The sequence below is a fragment of the Streptomyces sp. NPDC046860 genome, assembly GCF_040645115.1.
Lineage (GTDB): Bacteria > Actinomycetota > Actinomycetes > Streptomycetales > Streptomycetaceae > Streptomyces.
The window spans coordinates 12,258-29,918 of the sequence record NZ_JBEYXQ010000021.1; the positions used below are offsets into that span (position 1 = coordinate 12,258).

A 17,661-nucleotide genomic window follows, 5' to 3' on the forward strand; every position below is an offset into this window, starting at 1 on the left:
AGATGGCCATGCCGTTGCGTCAGTCCATCAAGGTCGCTACATACCTGGCCGAACAGAAGCTCCGCAAGCGGGACAAGTTCCCGCTGATCGTCGAGCTGGAACCGCTGTTCGCCTGCAATCTGAAGTGCGAGGGCTGCGGGAAGATCCAGCACCCGGCCGGTGTGCTCAAGCAGCGGATGCCGGTCGCCCAGGCCGTGGGCGCGGTCCTGGAGTCCGGGGCGCCGATGGTGTCCATCGCGGGCGGCGAACCGCTCATGCACCCCCAGATCGACGAGATCGTGCGCCAGCTCGTCGCCAAGCGCAAGTACGTCTTCCTGTGCACCAACGCGATGCTGCTGCGCAAGAAGATGGACAAGTTCACGCCGTCCCCGTACTTCGCGTTCGCGGTGCACATCGACGGGCTGCGTGAGCGGCACGACGAGTCCGTGGCCAAGGAGGGCGTGTTCGACGAGGCCGTGGCGGCGATCAAGGAGGCCAAGCAGCGCGGCTTCCGCGTCACCACCAACTCCACCTTCTTCAACACCGACACCCCGCAGACCATCGTCGAGGTGCTGAACTTCCTCAACGACGACCTGGAGGTGGACGAGATGATGATCTCGCCCGCCTACGCCTACGAGAAGGCGCCCGACCAGGAGCACTTCCTCGGTGTCGAGCAGACCCGCGAGCTGTTCAAGAAGGCGTTCGCCGGCGGCAACCGCGGGCGGTGGCGGCTGAATCACTCTCCGCTCTTCCTGGACTTCCTGGAGGGCAAGGTCGACTTCCCCTGCACCGCCTGGGCCATCCCGAACTACTCCCTGTTCGGCTGGCAGCGCCCCTGCTACCTGATGAGCGACGGCTACGTCCCCACGTACCGCGAGCTGGTCGAGGACACCGACTGGGACAAGTACGGCCGGGGCAAGGACCCGCGCTGCGCCAACTGCATGGCGCACTGCGGCTACGAGCCGACCGCCGTCCTCGCCACCATGGGCTCCCTGAAGGAGTCGCTGCGGGCCATGCGCGAGACCGTCTCCGGAAACCGGGAGTGACGCCATGACCGCCGTCCCTCTGGGCGTCCCCGAGGTGCCGCCCCGCCCTGTCGCCACCCGCCGGGTGTCGCGGCAGATCCAGGTGGGGCGGGTCGCGGTCGGCGGCGGGGCGCCCGTCTCGGTGCAGTCGATGACGACCACGCGTACCTCGGACATCGGGTCGACGCTGCAGCAGATCGCGGAGCTGACGGCGTCGGGGTGCCAGATCGTGCGGGTGGCGTGTCCGACGCAGGACGACGCGGACGCGCTGGCCACGATCGCGCGGAAGTCGCAGATCCCGGTGATCGCGGACATCCACTTCCAGCCGAAGTACGTGTTCGCGGCGATCGAGGCGGGCTGTGCGGCGGTGCGGGTGAACCCGGGCAACATCAAGCAGTTCGACGACAAGGTCCGTGAGATCGCGAAGGTGGCCAAGGAGCACGGCACCCCGATCCGGATCGGCGTGAACGCGGGCTCGCTGGACCGCCGCCTCCTGCAGAAGTACGGCAAGGCCACCCCCGAGGCGCTGGTGGAGTCGGCGCTGTGGGAGGCGTCGCTGTTCGAGGAGCACGACTTCCGGGACATCAAGATCTCGGTGAAGCACAACGACCCGGTCGTGATGATCGAGGCGTACCGGCAGCTCGCCGCGCAGTGCGACTACCCCCTCCACCTGGGTGTGACGGAGGCGGGTCCGGCGTTCCAGGGCACCATCAAGTCCGCGGTGGCGTTCGGCGCGCTGCTCTCCGAGGGCATCGGTGACACGATCCGCGTCTCGCTGTCGGCTCCGCCGGTGGAGGAGGTCAAGGTCGGCAACCAGATCCTGGAGTCGCTGAACCTCAAGCAGCGTGGCCTGGAGATCGTGTCCTGCCCGTCGTGCGGGCGCGCCCAGGTCGACGTCTACAAGCTGGCCGAGGAGGTCACGGCGGGTCTGACCGGTATGGAGGTGCCGCTGCGGGTCGCGGTGATGGGCTGTGTGGTGAACGGTCCGGGCGAGGCCCGTGAGGCCGACCTGGGTGTCGCCTCCGGCAACGGCAAGGGCCAGATCTTTGTGAAGGGCGAGGTCATCAAGACCGTCCCCGAATCGAAGATCGTGGAGACCCTCATCGAAGAGGCCATGCGCCTGGCCGAGGAGACCGGCCAGGCGGATCAGACGGGTTGAGGAAGAGCACGGTACGGACCGAGAGGGGGCCGGCGTGACGATTCTGGAAAGCATCCGGGGACCACGCGACCTGAAGGCGCTGTCACAGGAAGAGCTGGACGAACTGTCCGGCGAAGTACGCGAGTTCCTGGTGGAGGCGGTGTCGAGGACCGGGGGGCACCTCGGCCCCAATCTGGGCGTGGTGGAACTGACCATCGCCCTGCACCGGGTCTTCGAGTCACCGGTCGACCGCATCGTGTGGGACACCGGACACCAGAGCTACGTGCACAAACTCCTGACCGGGCGCCAGGACTTCTCCAAGCTGCGCGGCAAGGGCGGCCTGTCCGGCTACCCCTCGCGCGAGGAGTCCCCGCACGACATCGTGGAGAACAGCCACGCCTCCACCTCCCTCGGCTGGGCCGACGGCCTCGCCAAGGCGCACCAGGTGCTGGGGGAGCACGGGCACGTGGTCGCGGTCATCGGGGACGGCGCGCTGACCGGCGGCATGGCCTGGGAGGCGCTGAACAACATCGCCGCCGCCAAGGACCGCCCGCTGATCATCGTCGTCAACGACAACGAGCGCTCCTACGCGCCCACCATCGGCGGCCTCGCCAACCACCTCGCCGCCCTGCGCACCACCGACGGCTACGAGCAGGTCCTCGCCTGGGGCAAGGAGGCGCTCCAGCGCACCCCGGTCGTCGGCGGGCTGCTCTACGAGGCCGCGCACGGCGCCAAGAAGGGGTTCAAGGACGCCTTCGCCCCCCAGGGCATGTTCGAGGACCTGGGGCTGAAGTACGTGGGCCCCATCGACGGCCACGACATCGGCGCCGTCGAGTCCGCGCTGCGCCGGGCCAAGCGCTTCCACGGCCCGGTGCTCGTGCACTGCCTCACCGAGAAGGGCCGCGGCTACGCCCCCGCCCTCGCCCACGAGGAGGACCACTTCCACACCGTCGGCGTGATGGACCCGCTGACCTGCGCCCCGCTCAGCCCCTCGGGCGGGCCGTCGTGGACCTCGGTGTTCGGCGAGGAGATCGTCCGGATCGGGGAGGAGCGCGAGGACGTCGTCGCGGTCACGGCGGCCATGCTGCACCCCGTCGGCCTCGGCCCGTTCGCCGCGCGGTTCCCCGACCGGGTCTGGGACGTCGGCATCGCCGAGCAGCACGCGGCGGTCTCCGCGGCCGGCCTGGCCACCGGGGGAGCGCACCCCGTCGTCGCCGTCTACGCCACCTTCCTCAACCGTGCCTTCGACCAGCTGCTGATGGACGTCGCCCTGCACCGCTGCGGCGTGACCTTCGTACTGGACCGCGCCGGGGTCACCGGCGTCGACGGCGCCTCCCACAACGGCATGTGGGACATGTCGATCCTCCAGGTTGTCCCCGGCCTCAGGATCGCCGCCCCGCGCGACGCCGCCCAGCTCCGCGCCCAGCTGCGCGAGGCGGTCGCCGTGGACGACGCGCCCACCCTGGTCCGCTTCCCCAAGGAGTCCGTCGGCCCCGACATCCCGGCGCTGGGACACGTCGGCGGCATGGACGTCCTCCACCGGGACGACCGGCCCGAGGTGCTGGTCGTCGCCGTCGGTGTGATGGCGCCCGTCTGCCTCCAGGCCGTCTCGCTGCTCGCCGCGCGCGGCATCCGCTGCACCGTCGTCGACCCCCGCTGGGTCAAGCCGGTCGACCCGGCCCTGCCGGAACTCGCCGCACGGCACCGGCTGGTGGCGGTCGTCGAGGACAACAGCCGCGCGGCGGGCGTGGGTTCCGCGGTGGCGCTGGCCCTCGGGGACGCCGACGTGGACGTGCCCGTACGGCGGTTCGGTATCCCCGACCAGTTCCTCGCACACGCCAAGCGCGGCGAGGTGCTGGCCGACGTCGGCCTGACGCCCGTGGAGATCGCGGGACGGATCAGCGCGAGCCTGGCCGTCGAGGACACCGGCGGCCGACAGAACCAGGAGAGCTGAATGAGCACGGAGTTCGACCTGGAAGCCCTCCTCGCCGCACGCGGCGGCGAGCGCTACGACCTGCACGCGCGCCACCTCAACCCCCAGCTGCCGCGCATGCTACACACCATCGGCTTCGACAAGGTCTACGAACGCGCCGAGGGCGCCCACTTCTTCGACGCCGAGGGCGGCGACTACCTCGACATGCTCGCCGGGTTCGGCGTGATGGGCCTCGGCCGCCACCACCCCGTCGTCCGCAAGGCCCTGCACGACGTGCTCGACCTGTCCCTCGCCGACCTCACCCGCTTCGACTGCCAGCCGCTGCCCGGCCTGCTCGCCGAACGCCTGCTCGCCCACAGCCCGCACCTGGACCGGGTCTTCTTCGGCAACAGCGGCACCGAGGCCGTCGAGACCGCGCTGAAGTTCGCCCGCTTCGCCACCGGCCGCCCCCGCGTCCTGTACTGCGACCACGCCTTCCACGGCCTGACCACCGGCTCCCTCTCGGTCAACGGCGAGAACGGCTTCCGCGACGGCTTCGCCCCCCTGCTCCCCGACACCGCCGTCCCCCTCGGCGATCTCGCGGCGCTGGAACGCGAGTTGAAGAAGGGCGATGTCGCGGCCCTCATCGTGGAGCCGATCCAGGGCAAGGGCGTGCACGAAGCGCCACCCGGCTATCTCCGGGCCGCGCAGGAGATGTTGCACCGGCACAAGGCGCTGCTCATCGCCGACGAGGTGCAGACCGGCCTCGGCCGCACCGGGGACTTCTACGCCTACCAGCACGAGGACGGCGTCGAACCCGACCTGGTGTGCGTCGCCAAGGCGCTCTCCGGCGGCTATGTCCCCGTCGGCGCCACGCTCGGCAAGGACTGGATCTTCAAGAAGGTCTACTCGTCCATGGACCGCGTCCTCGTGCACTCCGCGAGCTTCGGCTCCAACGCCCAGGCCATGGCCGCGGGACTCGCCGTGCTCGCGGTCATGGAGGACGAGCAGATCGTCGCCCGCGCCCGTGCCACCGGCGAACTGCTGAAGTCCCGGCTCGCCGCGCTCATCGGAAAGTACGAGTTGCTGGCCGACGTGCGGGGCCGGGGCCTGATGATCGGCATCGAGTTCGGCCGCCCCGAATCGCTGAAGCTGCGCAGTCGCTGGACCATGCTCCAGACGGCCCGCAAGGGCCTGTTCGCGCAGATGGTCGTCGTCCCGCTGCTCCAGCGGCACCGCATTCTCACCCAGGTCTCCGGCGACCACCTGGAGGTGATCAAGCTGATCCCGCCGCTCGTGATCGACGAGGCCGACGTGGACCGGTTCGTGGACGCCTTCACCGCCGTCATGGACGACGCGCACGGCGGAGGCGGCCTGATGTGGGACTTCGGGCGGACGCTGATCAAGCAGGCGGTCGCCGGACGCTGAGCCATCACTTTTTGCCTCTGAGGCAAGAAAATTGCCTGATGGGCAAAAGTCGGGCTGAATGGAGGCATGAACGCCTCAGACGCGGACTCCGCGGCGGGCCGGGACGACGACCTGCCCGCCGTGGCACCGCAGTTGCGTGCCCTGCGCCGCCGGGCCGGCCTCACCCTGGAGGCCGCGGCCGGGTCCGCCGGGCTCTCCCCGGCCCACCTCTCCCGGCTGGAGACCGGACACCGCCAGCCCTCGCTGCCGATGCTCCTGGCCCTCGCCCGCATCTACGGTACGACGGTCTCCGACCTGCTCGGTGAGACGGCCGCCGACCGCGACGCCGTCGTGCGCGCCGCCGGCATGGAACCCACCCGCGCCGCCGGCTGGACCTACTTCCAGGCCGGCGCCCCCGGCCGCGGCATGCAGGCCCTGCGGGTGCGGGTACCCCACCGCGCCCAGGGCGACATCGTGCGCGTCCACCCCGGCGAGGAATGGCTGTACGTCCTCAGCGGCCGCCTCCGGCTGCGCCTCGGCGACAGCACGCACCTGCTCGCCCCCGGCGACAGCGCCCACTTCGACTCCCTCACCCCGCACCGCCTCAACGCCGACGACCCGGAGGGCGTCGAGCTGCTGTTCGTCCACACCCTGCTGCAGAGCCCCACGGCCACCCTGTGCCTGGGCCACCCCACCGGAGAGCCGTCATGAGCGACATGGAAGAGAAGCTGCCGCGGGCCCTGTGGGTCCGGCTCGTCGTCTACGTGGCCCTCGGCCATGTCCTGGCCGCGTTCCTCTACCTGCTGTTCTCGCTCGGCGCCAAGAGCTGAGCGGGCAACGCCGGTCAGCCGACCAGGCGCTCGCGCAGCCGCTCCCGCGTACCGTCCGAGAGCTTCAGCCCCCGCTCCAGGTACGCGTCCACGTCGCCCCAGGTCTCCTCGATGCTGGTGAAGGCCGCCGCGAGGTACTCGGCGCGGGCGTCGAAGAGCGGGCTGAGCAGCTCCATCACCTCGGGCGTGTACGCGCTCGCCTGGTCGCCGCTGCGGCGGACCTTGTAACGGCGGTGCTTGGCGTTGGACTCGAGGTAGTCCGCGGTGATCGCGTCCCGCTCCACACCCACCGCGAGCAGCGTCACCGCCACCGAGATGCCCGCGCGGTCCTTGCCCGCCGCGCAGTGCATCAGCGCGGGCACGCTGTCCTCGGCCAGCGCGTGCAGCACGCGGGAGTGCTCGGCGGTGCGCTCGGTGACGATCCTCCGGTAGGAGGCGATCATGCGGTCCGCGCCCTTGCCGCCCGCCAGGATGCCCCGCAGCTGGTCGAGGTCGCCGTCACGCACCATCCGCCAGAACTCGGCGCCGTCGGCGGGGTCGCTCAGCGGGAGGTTGACGTTCCGCACGCCGGGCAGCTCGACGTCGGGCCCCTCCAGCCGCTGGTCGGCCTCGTTGCGGAAGTCGAAGACCGTGTGCAGCCCGAGGGAGGAGAGATAGGCGGCGTCCGCCTCGGTCGCGTGCGCCAGATGCCCGCTGCGGAACAGCACCCCGTGCCGCACCCGGCGTCCGTCCACCGTCGGCAGACCGCCCACGTCACGGAAGTTGCGGACTGCGGCCAGCTCGGGTTCGGTCGACGGGACCTGCTGCGTCACGGGTGCTCCTGGAGGCTCCGCCCCGCCACGCGGCTCGTCGACGGGCGCACAGCCGACCCTACGACATCGGTTTCTCCCGGCCCGGAGAGCATGATCGCCCGTCCGACGCGGAGCCCGGGAGGGCTATTCCTGGATTGGCAAATTCTTTAAGGGTGGCTTATATCACCGTTCGTCAACCCCTGCCTACGGTCGCGTAGGTCACATCCCGAGGTGAATCATGGTCCGACGTGGCAGACGATGCGGAGAATGACAACAGGACAGTGATCAGGTCGTACGTGGCGGTGGGGGACAGCTTCACCGAAGGCGTCGGCGACCCCGGCCCCGACGGGGCGTTCGTCGGCTGGGCCGACCGGCTCGCGGTGCTCCTGGCCGACCGGCGACCCGAAGGCGACTTCAGGTACACCAACCTCGCGGTGCGGGGGAAACTGCTCGACCAGATCGCGGCGGACCAGGTACCCAAGGCGGCGCGGCTCGCCCCGGACCTCGTCTCCATCTGCGCGGGCGGCAACGACATCATCCGCCCCGGCACCGACCCGGACGAGACGGCCGAGCGCTTCGAGCGCGCCGTGGCCCGGCTCACCGCCACCGCCGGCACCGTCCTGGTGGCGACCGGCTTCGACACCCGCGGCGTCCCGGTGCTCAAGCACCTGCGCGGCAAGATCGCCACGTACAACGGTCACGTACGGGCCGTCGCCGACCGGTACGACTGCCCCGTGCTCGACCTGTGGTCCCTGAAGTCCGTCCAGGACCGCAGGGCCTGGGACGGCGACCGCCTGCACCTCTCGCCCGAGGGGCACACCCGGGTGGCGCTGCGCGCCGGACAGGCGCTCGGCCTGGAGATCCCGGCCGACCCCGAGCAGGTGTGGCCCGAGCTGCCGCCGCGCGGCACGCTGGAGATCCGGCGCGACGACGTGCACTGGGCCCGGCAGTACCTCGTGCCGTGGATCGGACGCCGGCTGCGCGGCGAGTCCTCCGGGGACCACGTGGTCGCCAAGGGCGCGCTGTCGCCGAGCGACATCAGGATGCGCATCGCGTCCGTGGCGTGAGGCCCTCCGCCGCCCCCGCACCCCGGGGGCGGCGGTCGCGCCGACCGCTCGCGGAGGGCCAGATCCGGAACACTGTTCGGGAACAGTGGGGGCCGCGTGAGCGTTGGGACCTGTGGCCGAGTCACTCGGCCCCCCGGCGGCTCCGGGCCGCCGCAGCCGACGACGACGGAGCGCCCCGGCGACTCCACCTGGAGGTACCGTGACCGGTCTGCGTTCCCTGAGCTCCGGGCTCCGCGCGCTACAGCCCGAAGCCTTCGGCGCGGAACCGCGCGGTGAGCGCCTCGCGCGCATCCACCGCTCCCCGCATTTCAAGGACGGCGTCTTCCAGAACCCCGGCGGCACCGCCGGCACCGGGCCCTCCGGCTCCGCGCTGGAGCTCGCCAAGGCGTTCTTCGACAAGGACACGCGTCCCTTCCGCGCGCCCCACGGCACGATCCCGGTCCACCCGACCACGGTCGCCGACCTCGCCAAGCCGCCGGCCACCGGGCTCAGGGTGACCTGGCTCGGCCACTCCAGCGTGCTCGTGGAGATCGACGGGCGCCGGGTGCTGTTCGACCCGGTCTGGGGCGAGCGCTGTTCGCCCTTCCCCTTCGCGGGACCCAAGCGGCTGCACCCCGTCGCACTGCCGCAGGCCGCGCTCGGCCCGGTCGACGTGGTGGTCATCTCCCACGACCACTACGACCACCTCGACCTGCCCACCATCAAGGCGCTGGCCGGCACCGACACCCTGTTCGCCGTCCCGCTGGGCGTGGGCGCGCACCTCGAACACTGGGGAGTCTCCCCGGACCGGCTGCGCGAGCTGGACTGGCACGAGTCCACCGAGGTCGGCGGAGTCACGCTCACCGCGACCCCGGCCCGCCACTTCTGCGGGCGGGGGCTGCGCAACACCCAGCACACCCTGTGGGCGTCCTGGGTGGTCGCGGGGGAGCGGCACAAGGTGTTCCACAGCGGTGACACCGGCTACTTCGACGGCTTCAAGGACATTGGCGCGGCCCACGGCCCGTTCGACGTCACCATGATCCAGATCGGTGCGTACAGCCCGTACTGGCCCGACATCCACATGACTCCCGAGGAAGGCGTCCGCGCCCACCTCGACCTCCAGTCCGGGACCCCGCACGGCGTCCTTCTCCCCATCCACTGGGGCACGTTCAACCTGGCGATGCACGCGTGGGCGGAGCCGGGGGAGTGGACGAAGGACGCGGGCGAGGCGGTGGACCAGGTCGTGGCCTCCCCCCGGCCGGGCGAGCCCTTCGAGCCGGCGGGCCGGGTGCCCACCGACCCGTGGTGGCGTACCGTGTCCGGCCCGATCGCCCCTCACTGGCGTAAGCCGAAGCCGGCGGTGACGGCGGCGGCCGAGGGCCGCAGCGGCGGTCTCGACTTCGCCGGTGACGTCTGACGGTGCACGTCTCGGAGCGGCAGGGCCCATGTCGGGCCTTGCCGCTCTTCCGTTTCTAAGGCACTGACGGGACGGCCGAGGGCACCGGGCGCGGCACCGCGGGAGTGGGTCCGGGCGTGACGGTGGGGCTGGAACGCCGGGCGGGCGGTACGGGGCGGCGGTCGTCCGGGGGCCCGGAGGACAGCAGGAGGACGACGGCCGCAGCGGCCGCCACGGCGGCGACGGCGACGGACAGCACCCGCCGGGTCCTGCGCGTGCCCCAGGTCCTCCCGGAAGGCGGGCGGCCCGGTGACAGGTCGTGGGCGCTGATCAGGCGCCCGCGCGCGTCGAGCGCGGCACGCAGCCGTTCCTCGATCGGTGCCCGGTCGGTCATCGGTCCCCCTCCAACAGCTTCTCCAGAGCGGCGAGCGCGCGGCTCGCGGTCGACTTGACCGTCCCACGGGACACGCCGAGCGTCTCGGCGATCTGCGCCTCACTCAGGTCCGACCAGTAACGCAGCACCAGTACCTCGCGCTGGCGCCCGCTGAGCCGCGCCAGCGCGTCGATGACCTGCCGGTGCTCCTCGGCGAGCAGCAGCGGTTCGTCGACCGCCGCCCCCGGGCCCTGGTGCGGCGGGACGTACGCGCGCGCGGTGCGCCGCCGACGCAGCACCGAGCGGGCGGCGTTGACCACGGCGGTGTGGAGATAGGCGTGAGCGTCCTGGAGGTCGTCCAGCCTCTCGCCGTGCCGTCGGCAGACGGCGGCGAAGGCGTCCTGAACCACGTCCTCGGCGGTGGGCAGGTCGTCCACCAGGAACGCCGCGAGCCGGACCATGTCGAGCCGCCGGGTCCGGTACAGATCGGCGAGTGTGGGGGACTCCTCCTCGCCGTCCCGACGGTCCACCGTGCGCAGGTGCCGGAGGCGTCGGCCGGGTTGCGGCGCACCGGGCGCCGGGGACGGGGTGGTCCGGGCGCGGCGCAGTAGCCGGGCCCACCAGGGCAGGGCAAGGGTGAGCTGCATCGTCCTCGTTCACATCAGCGGTACGGCGGGACCGGCTCCGGGCCGGCCCCGCCATTCGTACGGTCGACGACTCAGCGGACGGTGGTACCCGGGTAGGGCTTGCCGTTCGCGTCACCGGGGACCGGGGACGGGACGGGGGCGGTGCGGGGCGAGGCGTGCTTGCCGGAGGCAGAGGGGACGGAGGGGACCGGCTTCGGGTACGGCTTCCCGTGCGCGTCACCGGGGACCGGGACCGGGGCCGGGCTGGTGCGGGGCGAGGCGTGCTTGCCGGGGACCGAGGGCACCGGCTTCGGGTACGGCTTGCCGTGCGCGTCACCCGGGACCGGGGTCGGGTCGGTGCGGGGCGGGGCGGGTACGGCCGAAACCGACGGCACGGGCTTCGGGGCGTCCGGTGCGGACGTGCCGGGCTTCGCCGGGTGCGCGTGGCCGGCGGTGGCCGCCTGGGCGGCGATGGTGCCGCCCGCCACCAGGGCGAGACCGGCGGCCGACCCCAGCACCCAGGTGCGCAGGGGACGGTTCGACTTCTTGGCGCGGATATGCCGCATGGGACACGACTCCAGGGAGTTCGGGGACAACGCTGCGGACGGGGCAGCGCCGGGACTCGAACTGCCGTCCCGGTGACCGCCCTTCACTCCACCAGACGTGCGGCCCCGTCCGGGGTTGTCGCGGTCCGCGGACAATTCCGCGGACTGGGCTCCCCGCTCCCTACGGGCAGGTCTCCTCGAACTTCACCGCGTCGAGCGCGACCGGCTGCCCCTTCACCTTCGTCCCGGCGGCGGGTTCCTGCGCGCAGACCTTCCAGTTGGACTCCACGAGGATGAACCGGTCCTGCCCCGAGACGTCCTGGACGGTGAGCGAGGTGCCGGAGTCCAGGGCGGACCGCGCCGCGGCCACGCTCTTCCCGGTGAAGGACGGCATGGTCCCGCCCGCCGCCGACGGGGCGGCCTCGTCGTGCGCGGGGCACGTCTCCGCCAGCTTGACCGCGCCGAAGTCCAGCACCTTGTCCGTGGCGGCGCTGCTGTTCGCCTTCACGTTCTGGGAACAGACCTTCCAGTCCCGGTCCAGGATCTGATGACGGGCCCGGCCGAGGGAGTCGTGGGACCTCAGTCCGTAGAACCCGGCGGCCTGGGCGGTGTCCTGCGCGGACTGGAGGCCCATGCCGACGAAGTCGGGGACGGTCTTCGTCTCCGGCCCGGCCTTGAGGGGCTTGTCGTCGGCGACGGCGGGTGTCGGCGCCGCCGACGTGACGGCGGTGTACGACGGTGTCGGTACGGCGGCGCCGGTGCTGCTGCCGCCGCCGTCCTTGCCGCCGTCGACCGCGTTGGCGAGGGCGCCCAGGACGATGAGACCGCCCGCGATCCCGCCGATGAGCTTCCAGTCAGCCATGTTCCCCCCAAGTGGTGCGCTTGACGTGCAGGGGGGAGCGTAGACGCAAGATGATCAATGTGTGGAATCGGTGGGGGTCGTGTGACCGGCCCGGGTGGGCGCCGGCCGTCGCGGAGGGAGCCTACGGCCCGTCAGCGCGGGGGCACGGCCGCCCGGATCGCCTCCGGCATCGAGTGGGTGATCTCGTCGCCCAGACGCTCGAACTCGCCGCGCAGGAACGGGTCGGCGAGGCGGGCCAGGCCGTGGAACCGGATGTCCGCGTCGTAGGTGATCTCCGTGCCGTCCGGCGTGGCGCGCAGGGTGATGTCGTCCGTGGAGGTAGCCGTCTTGTTGCTGCCGACGAAGGTGAGGCGGTCGTCGGTGCGGAGGTCGAGGCGGTAGTCCAGCTCGGTGCGGCGCCCCCGGAACTCGGAGACGTTGTGCCAGGTGGTGCCCGCGGCGGGGGCGCCCGTGCCCTCCTTGCGGGCGCACTCCTGGGTGCCGGGGTCCCAGTCCACGGCGTGCGCGAAGTCGGCCAGGTAGGCGTTCACGGCGGGCAGCGGGCGGTCGACGGTGAAGGAACGTCGGACGTGGACCATGGTCGTTCTCCAGTGCTCGGTCGGCGGATCGCTACTGCCGGGTACCCCCGGACGGCCCGGACCCGACCTCCGCGAGCCCTCCGCCCGACGCCAGCCCGCCCCGGACCCTCGTGGAGGCGTCCTCGGGCGCCCGTACGGCCAGGGTGGGCCCGCTCCGGGTGGCGCGCACGTCGCCGGTGAGGGTGAGGGAGGTGACGGCACGGCTGCCCGCCGCCAGGACGTACCGGTGACCGCGCGGCGACTTCCAGGACGTCCGCGCCACCACGTGCTGACCGAACCTGCTGCACGCGGCCGTCGACCGCACCCGTGTCACCACCCGCGCCTCCCTGCCCGGCCGGCGCAGCAGGACGGTGATGTCCCCCGGCCCGCGCCAGGTGTCCGCCCGTACGCACGTCCACACGGCGGGGCCGCCGCCGTCCGGGAGGTCCTGCCCGGCGAAGTCCCATGCGTTGACCGCCCGCACCCCCGCACCGCCCGGCGGACCCGGCTCGCAGCCGCTCTGCCGCCACGCCACCAGGGCGGCGGACCCGGTCGCCTCGCGCGGCTGCCGGGCGTGCGGAGAACCATGGCCCGGCAGCGGGGTGTACGTCAGATGCGCCAGCGTGAGACCGCCGAGGTCGGCCAGCAGGAACGCGTGGTGCTCGGCGATCGCCGGGGACGACCGCAACTGCAGCGCCGGACGGCGCCCACAGCCGCCGCCCGTCCAGCGGGGCACCGGCGCGGTCACCCCGTCCCGCCCCACGGCGAGATGCCGCGCCGGGGAGTCGGGCCGGGAGAGGTCGCGTACCGACGACTCAGCCACCCAGGGCGCCAGCAGATACCGCACCGCGCCGCCCCGCTCGTCCAGCGCGAGCGCCCCGGCCGTCGTCACGTCCGCGTTGTCCGCACGGGCCAGCACGAGCCGTTCACCGGCGCCCGTCTCGCCGTACCGCACCAGGCGCTGCCCGTCGTGGAAGACCACCACCGCGTGCCCGCCGACCGACCCGGCGAACAGCAACTGCGGTGCGCGCGGCGGGGGATCGGCCGGGGTGCCGGGGGCGCGGACGACGCGCGTACCGGGCTGCGGGTCGGTCCAGACGGCCAGCGCGCGGTCCAGCAGGGCGCGGTCGCCGACCCGGTCCCCGCGCGGGGGCCAGGCGGTGAAGTCCACCCGCGAGGTGTCCGCCCACGCACCGGGCGCGACGCGGACCAGATCGGCGGACCGGGGCCGCGTCGCGGACGGCCCCGCGGTCTCCGGCGCCGAGTGCGTGACGGCGGCGAGCCCGCCCGCGGTGAGGGCGCCCGCCAGCACCGCGACCGCGGCCAGACGCGTCCGGCGCCGACGGCGCACCAGGTCGGTGGGGCGGGCGCGCAGGGTGCACGCGTCGAACTCGTCCGAGGTGAGCACCGAGGCGGCGGCAGCCCCCAGCGAGGTGTCCAGCCGGGCCGCCTCCCGCACGGCCACCCGCGCCCGGTCGACCCCGGCCGCCTCCAGCACACCGTGCGCGTGGTCGGCGGTGAGCCCCTCCACCCGCAGCAGGACGAAGGCGGCGCGGGCCGGGGCGGACAGGTCCGACAGGGCCTGGCCGAGCGCCATCTCCTCCGCCCCGCCCGAACGCGGCGCCAGCCGCAGCCCGAGCACCACGGGCAGCCGGGGCACCAGCAGCCGCGGCGGCCGGGCACTCTCGGGCCACAGCCGGGGCCGGCGGCACTGCGCGAGCGCGCCCCGCACCACGGCCACCCGCAGCGAACGGTCCGGGTCGGCGCCGTCCGCCCCCGCCGAACGGGGCGCCGGTACGGCTGGTTCGGCCTTCGGCAGGCTGCGCTGCACCAGCGAGTGCGCGGCGAGGACCCGGCGGTGGCGGCCGAGGGAGGCGGGGAGCACGAGGTAGGCCAGGCGGACCAGTTCGGCGTACCGCTCGGCGAGTCTGCGCTCGGCGTGCAGCAGGTGCCGGCGCGCACCGCGCGGGGAACGACTGAGCGAGGGCAGGACCATCGGGCGACCGCCTTCCACGAGCGGGACGTTCGGGGCTGGTGCTACGGCAAACGAGTGAACGCGACTCGGGTCACCGCCCGGCGTGTCGGCCCGCCCGTGGCAGAACGTTTCTCCCGTCCGCCGGTCCACTTCGTGGACACCCCTTGGTGGTGCGCTGCCGCTGCGGTAGAAAAGGGCCCCATGAAGCCCATGCCGCTGGTGCGACGCCTGGTCATCGACCTGTGCCGACGCCCGGCCGTGTGTTGTCGCTGACCGCCGCCGTCCGCGTTCTCTGACGGTCCGCACCGCCCGGTGAAGCCACCCGACGCGGTCCGAGGCGCGTCGTTTCCCGCGGGACCGGTCTCTTCGCCGTACGGGCGGCGCGCCGCCGTCCGCCGATTCCTGTCACGAGGCCCCCTGGAGGCCGTCCCGTGTCCCTTTCGCTGCGCCCCGAGGAGGCCGGTCCGCTCCCGGCGGCCGCCCGACCCCGCCCGTCCGGCATCCCAAGTGCCGTACGCAACACCGTACTTCCGCTGGCCTCGCTCGTACTCTTCCTGCTCCTGTGGCAACTGCTCGCGGCGAGCGGCACCTGGAGCCGGACCCTCATCCCGGCACCCGCCGAGGTCTGGCGGGCCTTCATCGACGTGTCGACCACGCACGGCGGGGTCCGGGGCTACAACGGCACCTATCTCATCGAGCACCTGGGGATCAGCCTGCGCCGCATCGCCCTCGGCGCCGGTATCGGCATCGCCGCCGGAGTGGTGTTCGGGCTGCTGATGGGCACGGTCGGCTGGGTGCGCTCGCTCTTCGAGCCGTGGATCACCTTCCTGCGCACCCTGCCCCCGCTGGCGTACTTCTCGCTGCTGATCATCTGGCTCGGCATCAACGAGGAACCGAAGATCACCCTGCTGGCCGTGGCCGCGTTCCCGCCGGTCGCCGTCTCCACCACCACCGCCGTGGCCGCCGTGCCCAAGGCGCTCACCGAGGCCGCCCGCGCCCTGGGCGCCTCACGCCTGGACGTCGTACGGGACGTGGTCATTCCCTCCGCGCTGCCGGAGACGCTGACCGGCATCCGGCTGGCCGTCGGCGTCGCCTACTCCTCCCTGGTCGCGGCCGAGCTGGTCAACGGCCTGCCCGGCATCGGCGGCATGGTCAAGGACGCCGCCAACTACAACAACACCCCGGTCGTGCTCGTCGGCATCATCACCATCGGCGTCTCCGGCCTGGTCATCGACGGCCTGCTGCTGCGCCTGGAGCGTGCCGCTCTGCCCTGGCGCGGCCGCGCCTGAGACACCACCCGACTCCCGCCAACAGAAACGGCACTTCCATGTCCCACGCCCCGCACCGCCCGTCCCGCCGCCAGATGCTCGCGGGCGCGCTCGCCGTCGCCGCCACCGCGGCGGTCAGCGCGTGCTCCACGGACAGCTCCGCCTCGGCCTCCGGCTCCGGGAAACGGCTGCGCATCGGCTACTTCGCCTTTCCCAGCGGCGACTTGATCGTCAAGAACAGAAGGCTGCTGGAGAAGGCACTGCCCGACCACACCATCACCTGGATCAAGTTCGACTCCGGCGCGAGCGTCAACCAGGCGTTCCTCGGCAAGTCCCTCGACATCGCCGCGCTCGGGTCGAGCCCGTTCGCGCGCGGGATATCGGGGCCGTCGCCGATCCCGTACAAGGTCGCCTGGATTCTCGACGTGGCAGGGGAGAACGAGGCGCTGGTGGCGCGGAAGAGCACCGGGATCTCCGACGTGGCCGGGCTGAAGGGGCGTACCGTCGCCACGCCGTTCGCCTCCACCTCGCACTACAGCCTGCTCGCCGCGCTGGACAAGGCCGGCCTGAAGGCGTCCGACGTCAAGCTGATCGACCTCCAGCCGCAGGCGATTCTCGCCGCCTGGCAGCGGGGCGACATCGACGCGGCGTACGTCTGGCTGCCCACGCTGGACGAGCTGCGCAGGATGGGCAGGCAGCTCACCAGCAGCACGCGGGTGGCCGGTTCGGGCAAGCCGACCCTGGACCTCGCCGTCGTCTCCGACGAGCTGATCGCCCGCGACCCGAAGGCGATCGACGCCTGGCGCAAGGCCGAGGCGGAGGCTCTGCGGCTGCTGAAGTCCGACCCCGAGGGTTCGGTGAAGGCGGTCGCGGCCGAGCTGAACATCAGCGCCGCCGACGCCCGGGCCCAGCTCGCGCAGGGCGTGTTCCTCACCCCGGAGCAGGTGACCTCCGCCGAGTGGCTGGGCACCGACGGCAAGCCCGGCAAGCTACTCACCTACGTCGGCGACACCGGCCGTTTCCTGGCCGGCCAGAAGCAGATCGACGCGGCACCCTCCGCCGCCACCGTCGAGAAGGCGTTCTACCTCAAGGGGCTGCCCGATGTCCTCAAGTGAACTGGCGGAAGCGAAGGTCGAGCCAGGGGAGGCCGAGGCCGGTGCCGTCAGGCTCGACCACGTCACCCATCGGTACGGTGCCGTGACCGCCGTCGGCCCGGTCGATCTCACCGTGCCCACCGGGGAGTTCCTCGTCCTGGTCGGCGCCTCCGGCTCTGGCAAGAGCACCCTGCTGCGGCTCGTCGCCGGGTTCGAGCGGCCGAGCGAGGGCACCGTGACGGTGTCCGGCACCCGTCCCCGCCCCGGCGGCACCGCCGGCGTGGTGTTCCAGACGCCGCGCCTCTTCCCCTGGCGCACCGTGCGCGGCAACCTCGACCTCGCCCTCAGGTACGCGGGCGTCGAGCGTGCCCAATGGCCGGAGCGACGGGCGGAGCTGCTGGCACGGGTCGGCCTGGAGGGCACCGAGGAGCGCCGGGTCTGGGAGATCTCCGGCGGCCAGCAGCAGCGCGTCGCCATCGCCCGCGCGCTCGCCGCCGAGAACCCGCTGCTGCTGCTCGACGAGCCGTTCGCGGCCCTGGACGCGCTCACCCGCGAACGGCTCCAGGAGGACGTGCGCCGGATGGCCGCCCGGACCGGGCGCACCACGGTGTTCGTCACCCACTCCGCCGAGGAGGCCGTGTTCCTCGGCTCCCGCATCGTGGTGCTGACCAGGAGCCCGGGGACCGTCGCCCTGGACCTGCCGATCACCCTGCCGCGCGACGGCATCGACGCCGAAGAGCTGCGCGGCTCACCGGAGTTCGGTGAACTGCGCGCCCAGGTCGCGCACGCCGTCAAGAGCGCGGCCGCGGCCTGAGCGCCGTATTCGCGCACAAGAAC

General features: G+C 72.6%; 18 protein-coding genes. 11 read left to right on the forward strand and 7 right to left on the reverse strand.

Features of this window, described 5'->3' with window-relative positions; all coding sequences use genetic code 11:
- Positions 1-2: 2 nt before the first annotated feature.
- From hpnH to ABZ898_RS24925, 6 genes are all read left to right on the forward strand, one after another.
- Positions 3-1,025 (forward strand): adenosyl-hopene transferase HpnH, encoded by a 1,023-nt coding sequence (gene hpnH / locus ABZ898_RS24900; RefSeq protein ID WP_361662968.1) that lies wholly within the window; start codon positions 3-5, stop codon positions 1,023-1,025.
- Positions 1,026-1,029: 4 nt separating this feature from the next.
- Positions 1,030-2,163, forward strand: coding sequence for a flavodoxin-dependent (E)-4-hydroxy-3-methylbut-2-enyl-diphosphate synthase (gene ispG / locus ABZ898_RS24905; protein WP_361662971.1), 1,134 nt, complete (start codon positions 1,030-1,032; stop codon positions 2,161-2,163).
- Between the two features lie 34 nt (positions 2,164-2,197).
- On the forward strand, positions 2,198-4,096 hold the full coding sequence (dxs, locus tag ABZ898_RS24910; RefSeq protein WP_361662974.1) for a 1-deoxy-D-xylulose-5-phosphate synthase: 1,899 nt from the start codon (positions 2,198-2,200) through the stop codon (positions 4,094-4,096).
- Positions 4,097-5,482 carry an aspartate aminotransferase family protein gene (locus ABZ898_RS24915; RefSeq protein ID WP_361662977.1) on the forward strand — a complete coding sequence of 462 codons (1,386 nt, stop codon included), beginning with the start codon at positions 4,097-4,099 and terminating at the stop codon, positions 5,480-5,482.
- Positions 5,483-5,548: 66 nt separating this feature from the next.
- The gene (locus ABZ898_RS24920; RefSeq protein ID WP_361662980.1) at positions 5,549-6,172 is read left to right on the forward strand and encodes an XRE family transcriptional regulator; all 624 of its coding nucleotides are present in this window, start codon (positions 5,549-5,551) and stop codon (positions 6,170-6,172) included.
- Positions 6,169-6,291 carry a DUF6126 family protein gene (locus ABZ898_RS24925; RefSeq protein ID WP_361662983.1) on the forward strand — a complete coding sequence of 41 codons (123 nt, stop codon included), beginning with the start codon at positions 6,169-6,171 and terminating at the stop codon, positions 6,289-6,291. The genes ABZ898_RS24920 and ABZ898_RS24925 overlap by 4 nt, the downstream gene beginning before the upstream one ends.
- A 14-nt stretch (positions 6,292-6,305) precedes the next feature.
- Here the strand turns inward: ABZ898_RS24925 and ABZ898_RS24930 are convergent, their stop codons facing one another.
- Positions 6,306-7,103, reverse strand: a complete 798-nt coding sequence (locus ABZ898_RS24930) for a tyrosine-protein phosphatase (RefSeq protein ID WP_361662986.1) — start codon at positions 7,101-7,103, stop codon at positions 6,306-6,308.
- Between the two features lie 260 nt (positions 7,104-7,363).
- On the opposite strand from ABZ898_RS24930, the gene ABZ898_RS24935 reads away from it, so the two are divergent.
- The gene (locus tag ABZ898_RS24935) at positions 7,364-8,149 is read left to right on the forward strand and encodes an SGNH/GDSL hydrolase family protein (RefSeq protein WP_361663218.1); all 786 of its coding nucleotides are present in this window, start codon (positions 7,364-7,366) and stop codon (positions 8,147-8,149) included.
- 199 nt (positions 8,150-8,348) lie between these two features.
- Entirely contained in the window at positions 8,349-9,545 is a 1,197-nt protein-coding gene (locus ABZ898_RS24940; RefSeq protein ID WP_361662989.1) for an MBL fold metallo-hydrolase, read from the forward strand.
- Positions 9,546-9,600: 55 nt separating this feature from the next.
- Here the strand turns inward: ABZ898_RS24940 and ABZ898_RS24945 are convergent, their stop codons facing one another.
- The 6 genes from ABZ898_RS24945 to ABZ898_RS24970 form a co-directional block, all read right to left on the reverse strand.
- Complete coding sequence (locus ABZ898_RS24945; RefSeq protein WP_361662992.1) at positions 9,601-9,918, reverse strand: hypothetical protein; 318 nt, start codon at positions 9,916-9,918, stop codon at positions 9,601-9,603.
- Positions 9,915-10,544, reverse strand: coding sequence for a SigE family RNA polymerase sigma factor (locus ABZ898_RS24950; RefSeq protein ID WP_361662995.1), 630 nt, complete (start codon positions 10,542-10,544; stop codon positions 9,915-9,917). Before ABZ898_RS24950 ends, ABZ898_RS24945 begins: the two co-directional genes overlap by 4 nt.
- Positions 10,545-10,615: 71 nt before the next feature.
- Complete coding sequence (locus ABZ898_RS24955) at positions 10,616-11,089, reverse strand: hypothetical protein (RefSeq protein WP_361662998.1); 474 nt, start codon at positions 11,087-11,089, stop codon at positions 10,616-10,618.
- 160 nt (positions 11,090-11,249) lie between these two features.
- Positions 11,250-11,930 carry a PASTA domain-containing protein gene (locus ABZ898_RS24960; protein ID WP_361663001.1) on the reverse strand — a complete coding sequence of 227 codons (681 nt, stop codon included), beginning with the start codon at positions 11,928-11,930 and terminating at the stop codon, positions 11,250-11,252.
- A gap of 131 nt (positions 11,931-12,061) precedes the next feature.
- The gene (locus ABZ898_RS24965; RefSeq protein ID WP_361663004.1) at positions 12,062-12,508 is read right to left on the reverse strand and encodes an SRPBCC family protein; all 447 of its coding nucleotides are present in this window, start codon (positions 12,506-12,508) and stop codon (positions 12,062-12,064) included.
- Positions 12,509-12,539: 31 nt separating this feature from the next.
- Positions 12,540-14,501, reverse strand: a complete 1,962-nt coding sequence (locus ABZ898_RS24970; protein ID WP_361663007.1) for a hypothetical protein — start codon at positions 14,499-14,501, stop codon at positions 12,540-12,542.
- A 461-nt stretch (positions 14,502-14,962) separates the two neighbouring features.
- Here ABZ898_RS24970 and ABZ898_RS24975 point away from each other — a divergent pair, with 461 nt between their 5' ends.
- Genes ABZ898_RS24975 through ABZ898_RS24985 form a run of 3 tightly spaced genes read left to right on the forward strand, consistent with a single transcriptional unit; the run spans position 14,963 to position 17,638 of the window.
- Positions 14,963-15,751: an ABC transporter permease gene (locus tag ABZ898_RS24975; RefSeq protein WP_361663221.1), complete on the forward strand. Its 789-nt coding sequence runs from the start codon at positions 14,963-14,965 to the stop codon at positions 15,749-15,751.
- 38 nt (positions 15,752-15,789) lie between these two features.
- On the forward strand, positions 15,790-16,845 hold the full coding sequence (locus ABZ898_RS24980; RefSeq protein WP_361663010.1) for an ABC transporter substrate-binding protein: 1,056 nt from the start codon (positions 15,790-15,792) through the stop codon (positions 16,843-16,845).
- Positions 16,832-17,638, forward strand: coding sequence for an ABC transporter ATP-binding protein (locus ABZ898_RS24985; protein WP_361663013.1), 807 nt, complete (start codon positions 16,832-16,834; stop codon positions 17,636-17,638). Before ABZ898_RS24980 ends, ABZ898_RS24985 begins: the two co-directional genes overlap by 14 nt.
- The last annotated feature ends 23 nt before the right edge of the window (positions 17,639-17,661 follow it).

Excerpts from the sequence above, each read along its gene's own strand:
- ABZ898_RS24915 (WP_361662977.1), top strand. The coding sequence starts at position 4,097 with ATGAGCACGGAGTTCGACCTGGAAGCCCTCCTCGCCGCACGCGGCGGC.
- ABZ898_RS24960 (WP_361663001.1), bottom strand. The coding sequence starts at position 11,930 with ATGGCTGACTGGAAGCTCATCGGCGGGATCGCGGGCGGTCTCATCGTC.
- ispG (WP_361662971.1), top strand. The coding sequence starts at position 1,030 with ATGACCGCCGTCCCTCTGGGCGTCCCCGAGGTGCCGCCCCGCCCTGTC.
- hpnH (WP_361662968.1), top strand. The coding sequence starts at position 3 with ATGGCCATGCCGTTGCGTCAGTCCATCAAGGTCGCTACATACCTGGCC.
- ABZ898_RS24985 (WP_361663013.1), top strand. The coding sequence starts at position 16,832 with ATGTCCTCAAGTGAACTGGCGGAAGCGAAGGTCGAGCCAGGGGAGGCC.
- ABZ898_RS24920 (WP_361662980.1), top strand. The coding sequence starts at position 5,549 with ATGAACGCCTCAGACGCGGACTCCGCGGCGGGCCGGGACGACGACCTG.
- ABZ898_RS24950 (WP_361662995.1), bottom strand. The coding sequence starts at position 10,544 with ATGCAGCTCACCCTTGCCCTGCCCTGGTGGGCCCGGCTACTGCGCCGC.
- ABZ898_RS24980 (WP_361663010.1), top strand. The coding sequence starts at position 15,790 with ATGTCCCACGCCCCGCACCGCCCGTCCCGCCGCCAGATGCTCGCGGGC.
- ABZ898_RS24945 (WP_361662992.1), bottom strand. The coding sequence starts at position 9,918 with ATGACCGACCGGGCACCGATCGAGGAACGGCTGCGTGCCGCGCTCGAC.
- ABZ898_RS24965 (WP_361663004.1), bottom strand. The coding sequence starts at position 12,508 with ATGGTCCACGTCCGACGTTCCTTCACCGTCGACCGCCCGCTGCCCGCC.
- ABZ898_RS24955 (WP_361662998.1), bottom strand. The coding sequence starts at position 11,089 with ATGCGGCATATCCGCGCCAAGAAGTCGAACCGTCCCCTGCGCACCTGG.
- ABZ898_RS24925 (WP_361662983.1), top strand. The coding sequence starts at position 6,169 with ATGAGCGACATGGAAGAGAAGCTGCCGCGGGCCCTGTGGGTCCGGCTC.